The organism is Streptomyces sp. NPDC093089 (genome assembly GCF_044754405.1).
In the GTDB taxonomy this organism is placed as follows: domain Bacteria; phylum Actinomycetota; class Actinomycetes; order Streptomycetales; family Streptomycetaceae; genus Streptomyces.
In genome coordinates, this window is sequence record NZ_JBIVPA010000003.1 from 644,561 (window position 1) to 663,914 (window position 19,354).

The 19,354-nt window shown below is 67.8% G+C and carries 11 protein-coding genes; 2 read left to right on the forward strand and 9 right to left on the reverse strand.

From position 1 onward, the window contains the following. Nucleotides 1-99: 99 nt before the first annotated feature. The 4 genes from ACIQFX_RS09835 to ACIQFX_RS09850 form a co-directional block, all read right to left on the reverse strand. On the reverse strand, nt 100-2,361 hold the full coding sequence (locus tag ACIQFX_RS09835; RefSeq protein ID WP_402460574.1) for a hypothetical protein: 2,262 nt from the start codon (nt 2,359-2,361) through the stop codon (nt 100-102). A 153-nt stretch (nt 2,362-2,514) separates the two neighbouring features. Continuing rightward, nucleotides 2,515-3,423: a hypothetical protein gene (locus tag ACIQFX_RS09840; protein ID WP_402460576.1), complete on the reverse strand. Its 909-nt coding sequence runs from the start codon at nt 3,421-3,423 to the stop codon at nt 2,515-2,517. A gap of 308 nt (nt 3,424-3,731) precedes the next feature. Beyond that, a complete protein-coding gene (locus tag ACIQFX_RS09845; RefSeq protein ID WP_402460579.1) occupies nt 3,732-6,017 on the reverse strand; it encodes an integrase in 2,286 nt (761 codons plus the stop codon). Then, a complete protein-coding gene (locus ACIQFX_RS09850) occupies nt 6,014-6,805 on the reverse strand; it encodes a hypothetical protein (RefSeq protein ID WP_402460580.1) in 792 nt (263 codons plus the stop codon). The genes ACIQFX_RS09845 and ACIQFX_RS09850 overlap by 4 nt, the downstream gene beginning before the upstream one ends. A 186-nt stretch (nt 6,806-6,991) precedes the next feature. Here ACIQFX_RS09850 and ACIQFX_RS09855 point away from each other — a divergent pair, with 186 nt between their 5' ends. After that, on the forward strand, nt 6,992-7,267 hold the full coding sequence (locus ACIQFX_RS09855; protein ID WP_402460582.1) for a hypothetical protein: 276 nt from the start codon (nt 6,992-6,994) through the stop codon (nt 7,265-7,267). 947 nt (nt 7,268-8,214) lie between these two features. Next, nucleotides 8,215-11,868 (forward strand): Helicase associated domain protein, encoded by a 3,654-nt coding sequence (locus ACIQFX_RS09860; RefSeq protein ID WP_402460585.1) that lies wholly within the window; start codon nt 8,215-8,217, stop codon nt 11,866-11,868. A gap of 106 nt (nt 11,869-11,974) precedes the next feature. Here the strand turns inward: ACIQFX_RS09860 and ACIQFX_RS09865 are convergent, their stop codons facing one another. From ACIQFX_RS09865 to ACIQFX_RS09885, 5 genes are all read right to left on the reverse strand, one after another. Beyond that, entirely contained in the window at nt 11,975-12,286 is a 312-nt protein-coding gene (locus ACIQFX_RS09865; RefSeq protein ID WP_402460586.1) for a hypothetical protein, read from the reverse strand. A gap of 419 nt (nt 12,287-12,705) precedes the next feature. Next, the gene (locus ACIQFX_RS09870) at nt 12,706-13,278 is read right to left on the reverse strand and encodes a class I SAM-dependent methyltransferase (protein WP_402460588.1); all 573 of its coding nucleotides are present in this window, start codon (nt 13,276-13,278) and stop codon (nt 12,706-12,708) included. Nucleotides 13,279-14,242: 964 nt separating this feature from the next. Beyond that, entirely contained in the window at nt 14,243-14,629 is a 387-nt protein-coding gene (locus ACIQFX_RS09875; protein ID WP_402460590.1) for a hypothetical protein, read from the reverse strand. 877 nt (nt 14,630-15,506) lie between these two features. Continuing rightward, nucleotides 15,507-15,803 (reverse strand): hypothetical protein, encoded by a 297-nt coding sequence (locus ACIQFX_RS09880; RefSeq protein WP_402460592.1) that lies wholly within the window; start codon nt 15,801-15,803, stop codon nt 15,507-15,509. Nucleotides 15,804-16,083: 280 nt separating this feature from the next. Then, a complete protein-coding gene (locus ACIQFX_RS09885) occupies nt 16,084-19,116 on the reverse strand; it encodes an FG-GAP repeat domain-containing protein (RefSeq protein WP_402460593.1) in 3,033 nt (1,010 codons plus the stop codon). Nucleotides 19,117-19,354 lie beyond the last annotated feature (238 nt).

Genomic DNA, 19,354 nt, shown 5'->3' on the forward strand with positions numbered 1-19,354 from the left:
ACTGGTCGTCCCGACACCAATGTGACCTCCAATGCGTGTGCTGTGTAGCATCGCCGAGACTGTACGTGTCGGCACTGACGTCACTTCCCGGCGGTCATCTCACTGACCCGAGCCGCTCGCCCGAGAATGAGCCGCGGACCGCTCGCTCGTACCTGCTCGCTCCTGTCCTGTATTCCACAGGTTCTGATACACCCGCAGATCGGCGTTTGAGAGGCCCGGGTCGCCGCTGATGACCTGCACGGTCGTATCCCACTCGCGGTAGCCGTCCGCGCGTGGAGTGAGCAGCACCCCCACCGAGGTGAGAGAACCAAGGTCCGCATCCTCCCCGCGTTCGTGGTGGCGCAGCTGTAGCCAGGCGGAGAACGCGGCGCGGGTGCGATCGGTCAGGGCAGAGCAGACGGCGAACCCCAGCTGGTCCTGATCGGGGCCGGCGATGAACGTGCGCATCCGCCACGCGGTGGTCCCCGCTTCGGCGGTGATGACTGCGGAGAGGGCATCGAGCAGGAAACGGCCCAGGCTTGTGCGATGTCCGACGGGCAGACTGTCGAGAGAAGCGAGAACGGCCTGCCAGGGCTCCCATTCGTCGGGGCCGGTCAGGCTGGTGGCGACGTCCTCGAGCATGATGCGCACCATGGTGTGTGCTTCGTCATCATCGCTGCCGGCCGGCGCGGCAGGCAGGAGCGGGACACTGTACGACTGTCCTCCGCGCCGTTCCCAGGCCGGATCGACGGGTCCTGGAGCCGCTGCGGCGTCCGCGGCCGCCAGTTCGTAGTAGCGCTCCGGCTCGTCGCCCAGAACAGGCGCCGAGCCGCCGACCTGGTGCAGATAGGCGACCACGGCGTGGGTGGAACGCAGCTGGTTGAACAAGAACTCCCAGTCGCGGCGCGGCAGTGCAATCACCGGCGTTGCCCCCGGCTGTGCGGTGATCGGCACGTCTGAAGGGGGAGCCGGGTGCTCGATGATCGTCACACCGACCCAGTCGACGGCCGGGCTGTCGATGCGGATGCTGCGTCCCCTCCCGTTCGTCATCTGCACGTTGTCCATCTTCAGCCGCCGTACAGTGCCGTGAATCTGCTTGCTTGCCGCAGCGAGCTGCTTGAGAACCCAGGACGACTCCTTCTCGCGTGTGCCAGGCTCACCTTCGCGAGCCTTGATCTGCACAACCACGCCACGATTGCCGACGACCAGCAGACCATCACTGATCTCCCTGACCCCGCGGCCCTTGCGTTCCACACTGGGAATCATCACGAAGTCCGGCAGACCCCACGTCGCGGCAGCATCCTGCACAGCCACTTCCGCGGCCAAGCCTCGACGTTCATGACCGCGCAGAGGCGTCGCGTTCGGAACGACCCGCTCATACACCCCACCTACGGTGCTCACCATCAGTGTGAGCCTGTCGGCGTCCTCCACCCGTCCCAGGCCGATGTCCGAGGAGGCCAGCGCGGCGAGTTCTTCGGGAGACCAGCACCGGGAGGAACGTGCTGCTTCCACCCACGTGTCTCGTTCGCCAAGGCTGGAGTGGGCTAGCACTCTTCTGCTGCCCGGAACGTTGCTGGACAGCCAGGCGAACGAGACGGCGAACCTGGTCACCGCTTCTACGACCTGTGTCAGCCGGCGATCGAAGGTGTCCTCGATGTCGGTGGGAATGAAACCCTCGACGAAACACAAGTCGACGTAGGTGCCTGCCTGTGCTTCCACGGCGCAGCCGTGCTGGAACGAGCTCAGCCGGTAGCGAGCCAGGACTCGCTCCGCGTCCAGACCGCCCGGCGGTTCTGCCTCCACGTTCTGCAGCACAGCGGGTGCAGGCGCGTGGACCTGCGGTTCTACAGGGGTAGCCCACGCGCTCATCAGCGCGCCAGCAGCGAGAGCCGCTTCCCACTCGACCAGGTAGCCCAGCGATGTCCTCAGCAGGTCGATGATCTCGTTGCTGTCGTTGCTCTGGAAGGGCTGACAGTCCTGCACCATCGCCACATGAGACCGCAACGTCCCGTCCATGCAGGACTCCGCCAAAAGTCCCTGAAACCCTTCCGGTGAATCGGCGACCGGGAAGAAACGGCTGCGCTCTGGCCGACGCACCCTCTGCAGAACACTGAACGCTTCGACCGATTCTTCCACCAGCGAGTCCAGGCATGCCCACAGCTCCTGCACACACCCACGGAACAGCTCGGTCAGCTCCTCCTGACGCCCGGCGGGCCACGCCAGCCACGCACTGATCACCCCCGAACCGTCCGGGTGCGTGACCACGCTCTCCTCGACAAGGTCTCCATCGAGCAGTGTGCTCCAGAGCGACGCCATCTCTGTCTTTGCCTGCTGTGCCTTCTGCAGGTGCTCGTGAGCCCGCGGATAGTTCTCTCTGATCACAGCCGCCGACCCTAACGAAGGCCACTGACACTGCCCGCCGCGTCACAGATCTCAGCTGCCGAAGGAGCGACCGGTCCGGCTTCAGCATCCACTCCGTGGGCCAGCGGGAGCATCTCGCTTGGCACGCCGTGCCGGCTATTGGGGGCCTCGGCTTCAGCCGCGTTCCTCCGGGACCAGGTCAAGGTAGCGGGCGGCGTCGGTAATGACCTCTTCGGTGAGGGCTTCTGTGCCGTCGAGGATGGCGAGCTGGGAGGCCATGCCGATGAGCGGGGTGAGGTGTTCCATGAGTCCATCGGTGATCTGGTACAGCTTCTTCTGATGGTCCAGGAGGCTTCCGGGCTTGTGGTGCCGCAGTCGGAGCTTGCCATCCAGCGTCGCCAGGGTGCTGGCCCATTCGTCGGGGTGTTCTGTGCAGCGGGGCGGTAGTCGGTTGACCCAGAGGGTGGGGACGGAGCGCGGCCGGATCGGTGCGGTGGACTCGGTGGCCCGGCGCAGTACGGGGAAGCGGGCGGCGCGGGCCTCACGGAGGATGTCGCTGGAGCCGATGCCGCTCCAGAAGACGGTCAGTCCTAGTTCGTCGGCGAGGTAGTCGAAGAAGTCGAACGTGGGCTGCAGGTCTTCGGGCCGCAGCCGGTCGATGCCGTCGACCAGACAGACCTCCGTGTGGGCGTGGCGCATCACGTGGACCGCAGGTCCGGTGAAGTCCTTCATCCGCTGGACGGGGCGTTGCTCGGTGTCGCTGCGGTAGAGGTCCCAGCCGATGAACACGGCGAGGGCCGCGGACCAGTCGGCGGGCGAGCCCTGTTCGGGAGGGGCGTTGACGCAGACGACGGGGATGCGGGTGTCGTCGATGCCGTGAAGCTTCTCGCGGCGTCCCTGGTGGGCCATTCCGATGTGGTGGAGCAGGGTGCGTTTGCCGGTTCCGCGGCAGTCGCTGTCGATGGCGATGTGCTGGCAGGGGTGGCGGCGTTCGCCGTTGAGGCGCAGCAGCCGTCGTGCGGTCTTCAGGCCTGTGGCGATGTCGGTGGTTTCGACGAGGCCGAGCTGGGCGTGGTAGCGCACCCGGGCATCGTCCTCGTCGGGTGTGGAGTTGGAGTCGCCGGCCGGAGGGATCGGGGGAGCGGAGGGCTGGTGGCGTACGCGTGTCCGCCAGCCGGCCAGAGTGGTCGGCGGCCCGGGAGACAGGACCGGCGCCGGCGGGGGAGGCGGGGCGCTTCGAGCGTCGCGTACGGGGGTTCTCACTGGTTGTCTCCTTGCCGTGCGCTGTCCGGTTCTTCGCCGGGCAGGCCGCCGGGCGGGGGAGAGACGGAGCCTCTGCCGACCCGGAAGGTGTCCTCCGGTCGGGGCACGCCACCGGTTTCGTCCGCGGCTCAGGGGTCGGTGGGGGAGGGCGGTGGGAGGCCGGGTAGGGAGGCCAGGAACTGCTCAAGGTTCTGTTCCGCGCCGCGGACGGGCTCGGATGTGTCGAAGAGGTCACCGGCCGGGCGGTCGAGGGACCTGAACGGGCGGACAGAGTCCGGGTCCAGAGGCGGCATGTCGTCGTCGTAGGGTTCGGCCGGCGCTGGCAGCGCCGGCCGTGACGGCGCAGCCGCGCGGGGAATCGGCTTGCTCGCGGGGGTGGCTGGGGGGCCTTGGGCGGCATCGCGCAGCAGCTTTGCGGTGGCGCGGGTGATGGCGGCTTCGTTGCGGCGGCTGCCACCGTTGGAAAGATGGATGTGCAGGGCCTCGGCCCATGTCTCCTCAGTCCACCGGTCACTGAGGAGCCGGCGGTGGATGAAGGGCACCTCGATCCATGGATCGATGCCCGGTTCGGCGCGGTGGTTGAACAGCCAGGCGACCTCGGGGTGGTCGGGGGAGTAGTGGACCTCCCAGCGCCCCTGCTTGGCCGTGAGCCCGGAAGATCCGCGGCAGGGGTCCAGCTTTCCCCGGCCGAGGTTGTAGGTGCGGTTGTTGATCTGGAAGTCCTTGCGGCTGACCCGCACCCATACTGCCGGCAGGAGTTTGCGGTTTTCCTGCTCGGCCAGGGCTGTGGACCGGTAGCCGCGCAGGGACACCAGCGCCGCGTACATCTGGTTGGGAGTCAGGCGCAGCCCGGGGGTGAAGGGGGAGCGGAGCGCACCGTGGGGGGTCTGCTGCCAGTGCAGGACGACCCACTGCTCGAACAGCTCCTGCAGCTGGGCGATGGTCCACAGCGGCTGCTTGCGGATACGTTTGCCACGCAGGTCCAGGCGGTGGTGAGTGTAGGCGGCCAGATGCTGGCTGAAGCCGGTCTTCACCGCCCGCATGGCGCGCTCCACGATCGCCTTGTCGGGAGCGGTGCGCAGCCGGGCCTCGCGTACCTCGATGCCCAAGGAGTGGCAGGCGCGGGTGAAATCCGCCGAGATGAACGGCGAGCCGTGATCGATGACGAGCGTCTCGGGCTTGATGACGGGCCGGGCAGCGGACCCGGCGAATCGAGGGTCGGCCGCCAGGAGGTCCTCAAAGGGGAGATCGGATCCTTCCATGAACGTTTCCGGCGCCCAGCCCGGGCGCGCGGGTAGCGGTGCCGTGGTCTGGGCGACGACCTGCATGGTGTCGAAGGACCGGGTGGCCCGCCCGGCGAGCCACCGACCGGTCCCGCCGGTGCGACCGACCCGCTTGGGCACGATCAGCGAGCCGACGATGCTGCGGGTGGCCACATCGATTGCGATCGTGAGCTCCACGGAGATGACCCGCCCATCGTCCCCCAGGACGAGGACGTCCAGCCCCGTGGTGTCGATCTGCACCAGTTCCCCGGGCCAGCGAGCCCAGGTCGCCCGCCGGGCCCCGGGCCGCGCCGCTGAGATGGCCGGCCCTGCCGCGTGCCGGGCCGCGGCAGTATGGGCGTTCTCCGCGGTGATCCCCAGCCGCTCCAGCAACCGGTAGAACGTCGCCGGACTGTTCACCAGCCCCCGGGCGGTCTTCGGATCAGCCAGAAGCTTCGCATAGCGGACCCGAACCGTCTGCTCCACCCGGTCGATCAGCCGGGACAGCGTTCCCGGCGACAGCCCTCTGGCACGCTCGTCGTCCAGGATCTCCCACACGATGTCGACCACCCGCGCATCGACCCGTCCATGCGGGGCTGCAGTGCGCAGGTGCCGCTTGTCGACCAGACCCATCAGGCCTTCCCTGCGCCACGCCGCGCACTTCCGCTCCACGGTGGCCGCGGACACCGGCACTCCGCGCTGGGTGAGCTGTTCGGCCTTGGCCTGGTACCGCTGGCGCAGGGTACGGCGCTCCGGGTCGAAGGCCGGTTGGGGCAGGGTGGTGGCGGGAACGTTCGGGGCCTGCTGGTGCAGTACCTCCTTGACATGTCGCTCCCACTGCTCAGCGGCCTTGCGTACGTCGCGCGGCAGGGCATGGAACTCGCCGATGCGGCCGGGCAGCGTACTGCGCGGGGCCGCCCGGTTCAGCACGGCGAAGTCGGGGGCCGAGGTGACCGTGGTCTGCAGGATGATCAGCGGCTCTGCCGGATCCCCGGGTTCCACCGGCTCTGCGACGTCGAGAAACAGACGACCTCCGTGGAAGGCGGTGACCACCCAGTCGGCGCCACGGAACCGGACGATGTCCCCCAGCGCGATGGTGTCGGCAGCAGCTGGCGCTGCCGCGTCTGCGGCGTGCCAGAGAGCCGGGGTCACGCGAACGCTCCCGCGTCGGCCCATGTTGTCGACGACGGTGTGAGCGGGATGCACATGTCGGTGTGTAGACGCCCCGCCCAGATTAGGTGATAGGCGAGGTCGAGCCCCAACAGCGAGGGCAGACCGGCGGCACGCACTCCGGAGCGGATCGTGCGCGGGGGGTGGAACTGCTTGGCCAGCACCTGGTCCTGCCCGGCGGTGAGCCACTGCGGACTGCGGGCGGCATAAAGGAGTTTGAGGTTGTCCAGCTCCACACCGCCGGGTGGCACCAGCACTCGGATCTGCCAGTCGGCGGCCGCCGCCACGCTCAGCACCTCCTGCCCGTGCCGCCACTGGTCGGTGAGTTCCTCAGGCTGCACGCAGACCACTTCGCGCTGCCCCGCCCGCGAGACGACGAACCCCGGCCGCAGGCTGTGACGGCGCCCCTGGAGGCTCCAGCGCAGCTCCATCGGACCCGCGCTGCGCAGCCCCACCGCAGGGTCGCGGTCCAGAAGCATGGCGCAGTGCTGCTGACGCAGCGAGCCGCACGCCATGGACTGGTCGGTGGCCGATGCCCACGCGTTGCTGACGAACGACTTTCGTCCCGGGTAGGGGATCGGCCGGTCCAACGGGGCCAGCTCCTCGAACGGCACGTCGGCGGCCTCAATCACCGCAAGCTCACGCCGACGCCCGAACCGGTCGAGAAAGCGGACGGCGATATCGTCCGTGCTGACCAGCATCCCCGGCACGTCCGCCCCCTGTTCCCTCGATGCTGCGGGCCACAGCCACGCGTGGTGCCACTCCAGCATCCGGGCATGAAGGCAATGTCCGCAGCGACTTGCGTCTCGACCCTCCGATCGGGGACATGCGTGGACGTACGTCCGAATCCTGCGGGCGGTGTTCACCCGGGCGGGATGTCATACGGCGGTGAACGGATCGCTCCAGTCCCAGGGCAGGCAGCAGCTCTCGAGTGACATCTGGCTCTCATCCTCACGATGGACCAGTGCGGTGACCGGCCGCCGGGCCCGACGCCGCCCGCCCTCTTCTCCGCCGGCTGCGGGCTGTGCGCACCTGTGGTGCCGGGCGAGCCACTCCGCTACCGGAACCTGCCACCTGCCCGGCGGCAGGGCGAGCTCACCTGCGAGCCGGGACAGCTCAGCCACCAGATCGGCCTCGGCTCCGATCCAGGGGCCGCCGGGTTGGGCCGCTCGCCGCTGCTCGTAGCGCAGCAGAGCCCGCGCTACGAGCAGCACCTCCGGATACACCAGTAGCCAGGCTGTCTCGATGTCCTCGGGCTGCACCCCGGCTTGGGCGGCCCTGTCGGCCCACCGGCGGGTCGTAGGGGTGCGACGCCACCACCATCCGGTGACGGCGAAGGCATCCGCGACTAGAACCGCCCCGGTCGGACCGAACCGTCGCTCGAGCCTGCTCCGCCCGCGATGTGCACGCACCGTCTCCGGAAGCCGGGCCAGGTCCACCCCTCCCGGCCCGTCCTGGCGTGCATGGGTGAACCGGCTGTGCCGCTCGCAGATCCTCCACCTTTCCGGCCAGACCTGCCACACCTCACCCCAACCCCCACCTCGTGCCGCCGCGCACAACCCGCAGCCCGGAACTAAATAGTGCGCCAAGGGCTGCCACGGCCATTCCCACCGGGCCTGCTCACCAGACAGCAGATGACAATCACGTAGATGCGGCAGGGCCCATTGCAGCCGCGCGGGCGGTACGGCAAGCATTCTTGCGAGCCGGTCTACGGCCGTACGGCTGAGGAACACCTCGGCCAGATGAGGCCGCAGAGCCTGCTGCCCCGACGGCCCGTCCCCCAGATCGGCCAGCAGGAAATCGACGTCCACTCCCTGTGCCCCAGCCACTCGCCACAGAAACGAGCAGTTCGACTCGTCGGCAATGAAGCGCACCGGCCGCTGCGGAAGGCTTCCAGTCCACATCATGTATCCCGCTATCCCGCCCCCACTTGGGCTTTGGAGGCTATTGAGGTTCCAGTCCTTCGACGCTGGCTCAAGCTGTCTCCCACACGAGGGCAGACGGATGCCTCGCCGTAAGGTTCCCGCGCCTGCCGCATCGGCTCTTACCACGGCGAGACGCTCTTTGCCTGGAGCGTTCACCCTCGAGAGTGAGTGATCCTGAGATCAGCTCCGGCCAGCCAAGAGTCATCTGCATCCTCCCTCTTGAAGACCGTCACTTCAGCCGGGGAGCCGTCCCATTGCTGCACGACACGCCTGTCGAACGCCTGACCAGCGAACTATGGACGCGTGAGCGCGCCGCAGCGGACTGCGTCCTCAACGCCTTCGCCATGGGCTACGAGCGGCAGCAGGTCATCATGCCGTGCGGTACCGGCAAGACCCACCTCGCCGTCCACATCGCTCACGAGCTTATCTCCAGCAGCCGCAGCCTGACCGTGCTGCCGACACTGGCTCTGCTCAACCAGACCGCCCGTGTCTGGTACACCTCCGGCCGGCCCGGGCACTATTTCGGACTCTGTTCTGACCCGCAGACCAGTGAACCCGTCCTCAGCGACGCGCTCACAATGATCCGCGATCCAGCCCAACTGGCCACTGCCCTGCGCCGCGTCGAAGGGCCTGTCAGCGTCTTCGTCACCTACCACTCGCTGCCCAAGCTCGTCGAGGCCCACCGCAAACACCTGCTGCCCCAGTGGGACATCGCAGTCGTCGACGAGGCTCACCGAACAGCTGGCCGACGTCACAAACCCTGGGCCGTCATCCACGACAACGGCGCCATCCCCGCCCGCCACCGCCTCTACCTCACCGCAACGCCCCGGATCTGGGATGTCAACCGCGGCATTACCGTCGAACCGATCGCCTCCATGGACGACGTCTCCCTGTACGGCAACGTCGCCTACCGCTACTCACTGGCCGAAGCCATCCAGGAAGGCCGCCTCGCCGACTACCGCATCGCCGCCCCAGAAATCCACGACTCGCAACTGCGCGCCTACCTCACTGAACGCGACGGCGCCCGGCGCAGTCCCCAGGCCGACGCCATGCGCGTCGCAGTAGCCCAGTTGGCCCTCTTCAAAGCACGCGAAGAACACAAGATCCGCCGCACGGTTGTCTTCAGCCGGAGCATCGCCCGAAGCGAGGCCTTTGCCGAGACCCTGTCCGAGACTGCCGCCAGCATCCCCGGCAGCCACGCCGACAATCTATGGGCCGCTAGCGTCCACGGCCGCCTAGGCCGCCTCGAAAGAGGCGAGCGCATTGCCCGGTTCACCCAGCCCCCGCAACCGCACAACCCACTGCCAGTCGAGCTCAGCGTGCTGTGCAACGTCCGACTGTGCGTCGAAGGCGTCGACTTTCCCTTGGCTGACTCCGTACTTTTCGCCGACCCCAAACAGAGCACGATCGACATCGTCCAGGCGATCGGCCGCGCGCTGCGCATCGGCCCTGAATCGAACAAGATCTCCACCCTAATCGTCCCGGTCCTCTTCGGCCCCGGACAACGGCCTGAGGAAGCGACGTTCGGCACCCCGTACCACCTGCTGCACCAAGTCATGATCGCGCTCAAGGCATACGACGAGCACTACTTCCGCCGCCTCCCGATCAACGGCACCAAGCTGCTGCTGCCCACACCCGCCTTCGCTATCCGCCCCGCACGCGCAGCCGAGATCGCCCCGCACCTGATGCTGCGGATCATGAAACCCGAGCCCGACACCTGGGAGGCCGGAATGGCCAGGGCGCAGCAATTCTTCAGCACCCACGGCCACCTCAACGTTCCCAGCAACCACATCACCCCCGACGGCTTCCACCTTGGATGCTGGCTCGGCTACCAGCGCGCCCTCAAATCCTCCGGGAGCCTCGCACCGGCCCGCGTCGCCGCCCTGGCCACGTGCAACATGACCTGGGCCTATCCCAGGGACAGCACAGAGACCTTCCTGGAAACGGCCCAGGCCTACGCCCGTCACCACGGGCACCTGCTCCCCGAACCTGCCCAGACCTACCAACGAAAGCCACTGGGGCAGTGGCTCGCTGAACAGCGTCGCCTGGCGAACGAGGGTGCCCTGCCCGCCCCCTACCGGCGCGCCCTCAAAGACATCGACCCCTGGTGGAACCCCGCCTGGCCTCACGCCTGGCAGCGCATGTGCGCCCGAGCACGCACACCCGGCACAAGCCTGGTCATCCACAACAGCCTGCCGCCAGCCCAGGCCGATGAGATCACGCAATGGCTGGACGAACAGTTCGACATCTTTCCCACGCTTACCCAAGGGCAGCAGGCTCAACTGGACGCACTGCCGCTACCCGACGCCCCCTTGGCCCTCGCACTGCGCCGCCCGTTCGGCCCACAGGCGACCACCCACGCCCATGGCCTGCGCGCCGCCCGGCGCTTCTACCGCAACCACCAGCACCTGCGCGTCCCCGCCCACCACATCGACATCCATGACGGCATCCGCTTCCCGTTGGGCCAGTGGATCGCCGACCTGAGAACGCTCGCTGGCGCCGGCCGCCTCAGCCCAGAAGAGATCGCCTCGGTCGAAGCACTCGCCATGGAATGGATCCCCGGGCTCCAGTGCGATGACACCCCGGCGGCGTTCGTAGGGGCATCCGCGCACGCCGGCCAGGATGACCCAGCCGGCGACACTCAGACGCACGAGTGCTCCAACCACTCAGAGCCGGCCGGCAGCGATGCTGCGCCCGAACTCAGCATCTGGATCGCAGACAACGAGCCGTCACCCCCCGCACTGGCCGACGTCATGTTCCGTGGCGGCCGGCGCATGCTGCTCACCATGCCGTCCGGCGCCGGAAAGACCATGACGGCAGCGGTCGCGGTCCACGAGGCCGGGGCTGGCACCTGCCTGGTTCTCTGCCCCACTCGCTCCTATCTCCACCACGTGGTCAAGACCTGGCGCATGCTCGGCAAAGGGCCACTGGCCGGCATCAACCTGCGCCCCAGCCGGAGTGGAAAGGTGGGAACTAGACTCATCAGCGCGCGCGAACTGGCCCACTGGATGGCCAAGCAGCCCCCAGGATCTCTTGTCGTAGCCCTCTACGACGATGCCGAACTCATCAGCCGCAGCCACCGCAAACATCGACTGCCCCCATGGGACCAGCTCATCATCGAGGAGGCCCACCGCACCGCAGAAGGGAGCATCGATCCCCAGCACCCCCATGCTGCCATTCACTACGACGACTGCATCCTCGCCTACACGCGCATCTATCTCACCGCAAATCCATACATTCCCTGCGAACTACCCAAGCCTGCAGGCGACACAACAAAGGCGGACTGGATCGTCAACATGCCTGCCCAGCCCATCTTCGGCCCCTATCGGCCGACAGTGGGACGCCAGGATCTCCTCGACGAGGGGCTGCTCAGCCCCCATCAGTTCATCCAGATCGAGGTCCCCGACCTGCCTCAATCCCGCCCGTGGCGCACCCAGGCCCTCGGAACCAGGCATGCCATTGAGCGGTTCAATCTGCGCCGCGTAGTTGTCGCGCTCGAAAATGTGGCACAGGCACGGGACTTCGCCTGCCAGCTCGCCGTCCGGATGCTCGGCGCGGAGATCCTTGTACCGCCGCAGGGTCCCGTCCGCTACACACACGATCAGCCGGTCATCCGATGCCAGGGGCTGGATGACCCGATGCCGCCCGACCTCGATGCCGTCGTGCTTCCAGCTGACAGCTACACCACGATGGAACTCGTCAACGTGCTTTCACCCTTGATGGGCCAGCACGCAGACCGCGCTGCACAGACGGCGATCATTGTTCCCGTACCCGTTCCCACTGATGGCAGCTCTTCTGTCGCTACGCCTCTTCTCGTACGCCGCGTCTCGGCTGCCCTCTGGGCGCACCATTTCCTCAGGCGCAGAACCCTGCCCCTGAGCCGGCAGCGCACAATGCAGCCGACGTGAGCGCGAACCCCGCATGCCGCCATGCCCCTTCGGCTGTTCCAGCCTCCAGTCGAATCCACCGGCCGGTGACTGCGGGACCGGTCGACCCGCGCGCCGTTTTCGCCGCTCACCCGCGCCGTGTCGGCCGCAGTGCGGGCGCGCGACCTGCCGCCGCCCTGGGCAGCTGACTGGGGCCGGGCCAGGCCTGCGCCGGGTCGCCGCGGAGCAGGTCGATCTGGGCGAGCAGCAGCAGGGCCGACGGGAGTACGTCCCAGTCGTGAATCTCGTCGCGGTGGGCTTCGATCGGGAGCAGGTGACCGGCGGCCTTGGCTAACGGCCCTCGGGCTGTGTCCGGCGTGGCGTGGGCCACCAGCAGGCCGATCCGTACGGTGTCGTCGTCGCCGGTCTCTCGCAGTCGCTCCTCGATGCGGGCGTCCACCCGTTCCAGTGTCCGGCGATGAGGCCCAGGTGAATCTGTGTCACTGTGCAGAAGAAAGCGACTAGTTGGTAGCCGACGCGTTCGGCGAGGTGCTCGGCTTCGTTCACCAGCTGGCGGGCCTGGTCGTCGCAGCCCCGGACGAGTTCGTCGTAAGCGGAGTTGCTCAGGGGCGCGGGCGACCTGGCGCGGCACCAGCCGGTCTGTTGAGTGCCTGGGCAGTTCTGCGAGCAGTTCGCAGCCGCGTGGGTCTCCCATGAACTCGAGCACGGTGATGCGGTTGGCGGCTACGTAGCCCAGGCGACAGGGTCCTCGCTCGCCGAAACCGCCGCGCGGTCGGCGCCGGTCCCGCTCACGGCAACACTTCGACGACTGGCCGAGCCCGTGGTATACCGCGCGGGGCTGTCGTTGGGGGTGAGCGGTCACGCTGTTCGCAGGATGAGGTGGTCCAGCCATCCCAGGTCCCACTTGTCGACGTGCCAGCCTTGGCAGAGGTGGGAGATTTCGGCGGCGGGAAGTGCGCTGGAGCGGCGGCCGCTGGGGAGGATTTCGCGTTCCAGGACGGGAAGTACGAGGTAGATCAGTCCCCTTGGGCGCAGCAGCGATCTGGCCATTTCGAGAATCTGTTTCTTCCTGTCGAAGAACTGGAATGACAGGCGGAAGGAGACGATGTCCATGCTTGCCGCGGTGATGCCGGGTGGGGGGCCGGCCTGGATGTCGTGCCGTACCCAGCGTGGGCCCATCGTGTAGGAACGGGCGCGGGCTTTGAGGAGAGCTGCGGCGGAGACTTCTACTCCCGTCACGTCGTAGCCCAGGGAGTGGAGGCAGCGGGCGAGCTGGCCGGTGCCGCACCCGATGTCCAGGGCTTTCTGGCCGGGCTGGGGGGCGGCGAAGTGGGTGAGCATCGCGATCTCCGCGTCGCAGACCTGCTTCCAGTCGCGGCCGTCATCGTAGACCGGATTCCAGTAGTCGGCTGTGTTTCTGTCACTCACCATGATCCTTTCAACCCCTTGGTCCAAGTTGCATCACCAGTTGCCCCGGTTCTTGCTGTGTGCCGGTATGGCTGCTCCAGGGTCACCCTGGCGGTCCTGGCCTGGAAAGAGGGCCGGTGCGGGCGTCTGGCGGGCCCGCGTGCGGTCACCGGGCCTCCCGGCCCAGGGACTTGCCAGGCCGATCATGCTGCTCGTTAGGCTGGCGACGGGGGAGGGCGCAATGGGTGCTGTGGAGATGAGCCGGGCTGAAGCGGTCGTGCTCGTGCAGCGGACTATGCATCCGAGGATGAGGCTGACAAATGGCTGGACAGGCTCGACAGAGCCCTCTCCTTTTCCCAGCCGGCTACGTCAGCGGCCTGATCTTCTGGCCGTCAGAGGGCGAGCTGTATGCCGATGAGGTAGTCCATGGCACTTGGCCTATCGGGCAATCACGTTGTGACACGCTCTCAGGTGCGAAGTCAGATGGTCTGACCCTTGGGACGCGGATCTTCTCCAGCATGCCGACGACCTGGGTGCCGTCTGCTCGCCTACCTGTGGCGACGGTTAGAGACACCAGGCGGCAGCCCGGAGGACGGCGCGAGCGACGACCAGCTCGAGCAGACCGCGGCCTCAGGAGGTGTACTTCCAGGACACTGGCAGCGCCGGTCCATCGCCGCGCACGACCGCCCCTGAGACCAGCTGGATCGGCAGCGCCGCCGCGCACCACGATGCGCCGCGCCCTGTCCCGGTGCGGTGGTCCGACGGCTGTCGGTAGTCGTCGGCTGCACCATGCTCCCAGCAATCAGGCGGCCCGCACGCAGGCTGCCGCAGAAGGATCGAGCTCGACGGGGAGGGCCATGTCTCTGGTGACTTTCACGGGGGCACCGACGAGATGGCAGAGCGTCTCCCCGGTGCCATTCACCGCTTTGTACTCCCATGCCTATCTCGGCCGGTCGGCAGTGGAACCGGTGTGGTCGCAGTGGCTGGATCAGCAGGCGGCCGTTGTGTCGATCCGGATTCCTGTGACGGTGGAAGCCGACGAGAACTGGATGGTTCCGTTGGGAGGGATGCACTTGTAGTACGTGCTGCCGTTGTACGTGAAGCGGAGCATGGCGCGATCGTCGTTGCGGCTGTTGTAGACCCAGTCGGCCCCGTAAGCGTTAGAACTGAGATTCTGGTAGGTGGACGTGACGTCCTGGTACGCGGCGTCGGGCATGCCGATGGTCCAGTCGGGCTGGGTCTGGTAGAAGCAGACCCTCGGCCAGTCACACCCGTTGTAGCTGGTGGCCGAAGCACCGGGGGCCACTACGAGCGCGGCGCCAGCGACGACGGCGACGGAGGTGGCCACAGCCGCGATTCGTTTGATAGCTGTCATGACCGAAGATTCTGCTGCCGAAAGATCCTTCTCATGCAGCTAATATCCGGCCGATTCGTGCAATGTCCATGGGGCCCGTCTGGCTGACCGTACCTGTAGGGCATCCCAACTACTTCGTATGAGGTCCGGGCTTCGGGAACCCTGCGCTGAGATGCCCGCAGTCGTCGGTCGTGCGGGGCGCACCTGGGCGTCATTGCCGGCCCGGGAGCGGACGGCGCGGTCCGGCGCCGACGCGAGGCAGGCAACGACCAGGCGGTGGGACTTCGCCAGGCCAACGGGTTGGCGACCTCAAGAAGTGGGCCCGCAACCGGCGCTTGTGCCGCGCCCGCGACCACCGACCTTGGTTGACCGCCCCGGTGCTGTCAGGCTGGACCGGTCCGGTCCAGCCGACACGATCCCCAGCCAGGGAGAACACCTGGTTCACCGGCAGAGTGCAGAAGAGGAGCACCACGGCGTCCTCAGGGCACGCTGGTGGCTGCACCGTCCAACGACGCTGCAGCCCCGCCGTTGCTAGCTGCGACATCGGATGGAGTAACGGCTTCGGTGGCGGGCAACGGTGACGGCTCTGACTCGGTGGACGACAACGAAGGCGTAGGCGACTGAGCTTTCCCGGTCGCCCGGCGGCCGCGCGCTGTACGACCCGCGCGCCGGCCGGCGAACCATGCACACCCGGGCCGGGCGTCAGCTGCCGCTTCTACTGCGCCAGCGACATACCCTGATGGAGGCCAGCGCTGGTGCTTTCCGTCAGTCGGGCGGGCGTGTTCTTGATCCGCAACCGCGTCCACTCGACACCGCTCCGCCACCGGACTTTGCACCCTCACGCCTCAACCTGAGGTTGGAAAGGCTCAGTGGGTAGGCCGAAAGGTGCAGCAGTGCGTCAGGGTGTGAGCAGTTCGTCGGTGCATCCGGCGATGTAGTCGTCTGTCCCGGCCTGGTCGTAGCCTTCCAATTGTGCGGTGCTGCGGCACAGGCTTTCGGCCCGGGATCGGCTGATGTCGGGCCATGCTCCCTCCTCGCGGAAGGCGATTCCCATCTCCCGGCCGTCGCGGTGCTCGAGTGTTTCCGGTGGGGGAGTGCTGTTGGAACATGCCGTCGCGCTGGCGGCCGCCGTCAGCATGACCACGGCCGGCAGCCGGTATGTCCAGCTGCGGTGTTTGGCGAACGCCCGCTGCATGCGTGCTCCGTTTCTTGGGTTTGTTGTCGGGCTGGTCAGCCTGCAGCTCGCCGGTCTGGCGCGGACAGGCGGGCGATCCGGTGGGGAGGCAGCGCTGTTCGACCTGTGTGGCGACGCCTCTGTACGGCCGTCCCGTTACTCACCTGCTCGCTGTCCCGCACCGTGTGGGGGCTGTGGCGTTGGGGTGGCTGATGTTGGAGAGGTGAGCGGCGGGCCCCTGATGGCTATGGGTTGACGGTGCCCCCTGTTGCTGTCGGGGGCACCGTCGGGTTGTGGGCGGTTATCCGAGGGTGAGGAGGCCGGTCCAGCCTCCGGCGCCGACTTCGGTGGAGGTGCCGTGGCCGGTGCGGTTGCCGGGGTAGAAGCGGATGCTGGCGTTGCTCATGACGGCCCACAGGTCGGGGATGGTGTCGCCGTTGGCGTCAGGGATTCCGATGATCATGGGGATGCTGGCGCGGTTCCAGCCGCCGGAGCCGTAGACCTCGTCCTTTCCGGTGGCTGAGGCGGCGGGGGTGGTGAGGGAGGTGAGGTCGACGCCTCCGGTGGTGGCGGGTTTGCCGTGTCGCAGGAGGAGTCCGCGGCCGGTTTCCTCGGTGCGGAAGAGGAGGTCGGGGACGTTGTCGCCGGAGATGTCGGCGACGGTGACGATGTCTTGTGTGTTCCAGCCGGTGGTGGCGAGTTGGCGTGCGTCGGTGAAGGCGGCGCCGGTGTATCCGGTGAAGGCCCACAGTTGGGTGCCGGCGAGGGCGAACATGTCGGGCAGTCCGTCGCCGGTGATGTCGCCGGTGGCGGTGATCTGGGTGAGGGTTGCGGGGTTGGGGGCGTTGGCAGGCAGGAGGATGTCGAGGCGTTCGGCGGTGTTGAAGCTGCCGTATCCGTCGCCGGGGTAGAGGTAGAGCTTGCCGTCGGGCATGCGGGCGAGCATGTCGTTGACGCCGTCGCCGGGGTACCAGTCGCCGGAGTGGGTGATCAGGGCCGGCTTCGAGGTGGTCGGGTTCTTCCAGTAGCCGTCGTCGAGGAGTTTTCCGTTGGCGTCGAGCCCTGCGGGGAGGTCGATGCCGACGTCGCCCGCGGTCTCGGCGGCGTAGGTGCGCAGGTTGCCCTGGGCGTCGATGGCCAGGAGGTCGGGTGTGCCGTCTCCGCTGAGGTCGCCTGCCGGGTCCGGTGCTTTGCGCGGCTTGACGTAGAAGACGTACTTGGCCGGTGCCGCGGAGCGGTTTCCGGCGGAGTCGACGGCCCAGACGCACAGGATGTTGGGTCCTGCCATGGGCGGTGTGAGGGTCTTGGTCACCGCGGCGCCGCCGGTGGTGGTCAGGTAGGGGTTGGCGGTGGGGTTGGCGATGTTGATCGAGTATTCGTAGCGGGTGACGCCCGGGTCGGGCTTCGTCTCCCCGGCGACGGTGATGGCGGTGGAGAAGGTGAACTTGCCGGCGGTGCCGAACTCCACGAGGCTCCACTGGTCCAGGCCGGGGCCGGGGACGGGGAAGTCGGCGGAGGTGACGAGGGGGCTGCCGGGGGCGGTGTGGTCGACGGTGAACTGGCAGTAGGCGGTGGTGCCGGAGGGGCCGGCCGCGGATTTGCCGCCGGTGTAGTCGATGGTCCAGGCGGACCAGGAGTACGTCTTGCCGCCGGTGAACCTCTCCCAGTCGATGCGTTCCTTGATGTAGCCGTCGCTGGTGGGGCTGATGTCCTTGTCGATGACCGGGGCGCCGGGGTTGTCGTTGGGCCAGACCTTGAGATGGACGAAGCGCAGGTCGCCGTCCTTGTCGACGCCGGTGACCTGGAAGGTGATGTCGCTCTTGCCGATGGCGAGGTAGGGGCTGGCGGTGTCGCAGGTGCCGCCGGGGACGGTGGACATCCCGACCTGCAGCGGCTCGTTGGGGTTGTGGTTGTAGACGGTTTCGATGTACGGCGAGAGCTCGCCGTTGGCCATGAACTTCTTCCACTGGCTGGTGTCGGCCTCGTTGGCGGCACGCAAGCCGATGCCGATCCCGGCCCAGTGGCCGGTGGAGGCCTCCTGGGCGATCGACTTCATGTCGACGCCGACCCAGCTGTCGGGGCAGGTGTCGGCCCGGTAGCCGCTGCCACTGGTGGCGGGCTTGATCAGCCGCCCCCACGTCGGCGGACTGTTCCAACTGTGGGCGGGGGAGACCGTGCCGGCGAGGTAGACGTTGTACTGCGTCGGGGTGCAACCCCAGGAATAGGTCTGCCAGATCCGGAAGGTCGACTGCGTCACCACCGCGTCGTTCAGCTTGCTGTCGTGCTCGAAATTGAAGACCGACCGGGATATGCCCTGGGTGGTCGCCTCGAAGCCGACGCGGGCCTCGTTGGTGCCGTCGTTGAAGTTCTGCCCGTTGTAGAAGCTCGAGCTCGGGTACTTCTCGTACAGCAGCGTCCAGTTCTTCTTGCGGCCCTTGAAGGAGGGGTCGATGAAGACGGGGTAGACGACGTCGGGGTCATCGAGGACGCGTGGCTTCACGGCGAGCTGCAGCACGCCGTCCGCGCTGAGCGTGGCGCCCAGGGCCGCGTCGTGGCTGCCGGGCTGCGGGCCGGCCAGGCTCGGCAAGGCCAGAGCGGTATCCGCCAGGGACGGATCGACGGCGGGGACCGGCTCACCCAGCGTCGTCCGGATTTCCCCCGCGGAGTCCCACAGGTAGGGGGTGGGCGCGGCGGCCATCTCCGTACCGTTGCCGTCGACGGCGCTGACGACGTGGGAGACGGGGTCCAGGCGGAAGGTGAGCGTGGGGGAGGACAGGCGGTAGTTCAGGTCGGCGAGCAGCGGATCCTGGGCAGCCTGGCGGGTGTGGACGATCAGGACGTGGGAGTAGCCGCTGTCGCGCGCGGTGAGCAGGAGGTCGATTCCGGGCCGCACGTCCTGGTACAGGGCGCGGGCGCCGTCGACGACGGGTGCGGGCAGCTGCCCGGGCCAGCTGACGACGAGGTCGTGCCCGTCCACGGTGAGCCGCACGAGCTCACTCCAGGCGGGCGCGTCAGTTGTGAGGGAAGCGGCCTGCGGCAGGACGGTGCGCTGCACGGCGCGGGAGGCACGGCCGCCAAAGTCCTTGGCGGCGGTGCCCGCGCTGAACAGCAGCGCGTCGTTCACCGCGGCCGGCGCGTAGCCCTCCTTGGTCCGGCGCAGGGTGGTATCGATCTTCTTCCACTCGCCGCCGACCTTCGCGCGGATGGTGTCGCTGTGCGTCCGGGTGCGGAACTGTCCATCCGGCTGGGCCCAGGTGGTGGCGTGAGCGGTCCGCTCCGCGGTGACCTCGACATCCTTGCCCGTCCGCCTGGCCTCACGGGCCGCCTCGAGCATGCCCAGCGGATGGGCAGCGGTCGGCCTGGAGTGCGCCTCGCCCTTGCTATCACGCCCGCCGCCCACGAAATGGGCACCCAGCGGAAGAGCGATGGCGACAGCTACACCCGCGGCCACGACGGCAAACAGACGGCGCCTGCGTCCGGCTGCCGCGCCTTTGCCGCCGGGCGCGGCGAACGCCCCGGGACCGCTTTCCCCCGCGGGTGCGCGATCGGTTTCTTCAGGCCTTGCAGAGGCG

What these genes read in the sequence shown, in the direction of transcription:
- ACIQFX_RS09850 (WP_402460580.1), bottom strand. Translation starts at nt 6,805, where the DNA reads ATGCTGGAGTGGCACCACGCGTGGCTGTGGCCCGCAGCATCGAGGGAA.
- ACIQFX_RS09855 (WP_402460582.1), top strand. Translation starts at nt 6,992, where the DNA reads ATGGACCAGTGCGGTGACCGGCCGCCGGGCCCGACGCCGCCCGCCCTC.
- ACIQFX_RS09870 (WP_402460588.1), bottom strand. Translation starts at nt 13,278, where the DNA reads ATGGTGAGTGACAGAAACACAGCCGACTACTGGAATCCGGTCTACGAT.
- ACIQFX_RS09875 (WP_402460590.1), bottom strand. Translation starts at nt 14,629, where the DNA reads ATGACAGCTATCAAACGAATCGCGGCTGTGGCCACCTCCGTCGCCGTC.
- ACIQFX_RS09880 (WP_402460592.1), bottom strand. Translation starts at nt 15,803, where the DNA reads ATGCAGCGGGCGTTCGCCAAACACCGCAGCTGGACATACCGGCTGCCG.
- ACIQFX_RS09885 (WP_402460593.1), bottom strand. Translation starts at nt 19,116, where the DNA reads ATGCTCGAGGCGGCCCGTGAGGCCAGGCGGACGGGCAAGGATGTCGAG.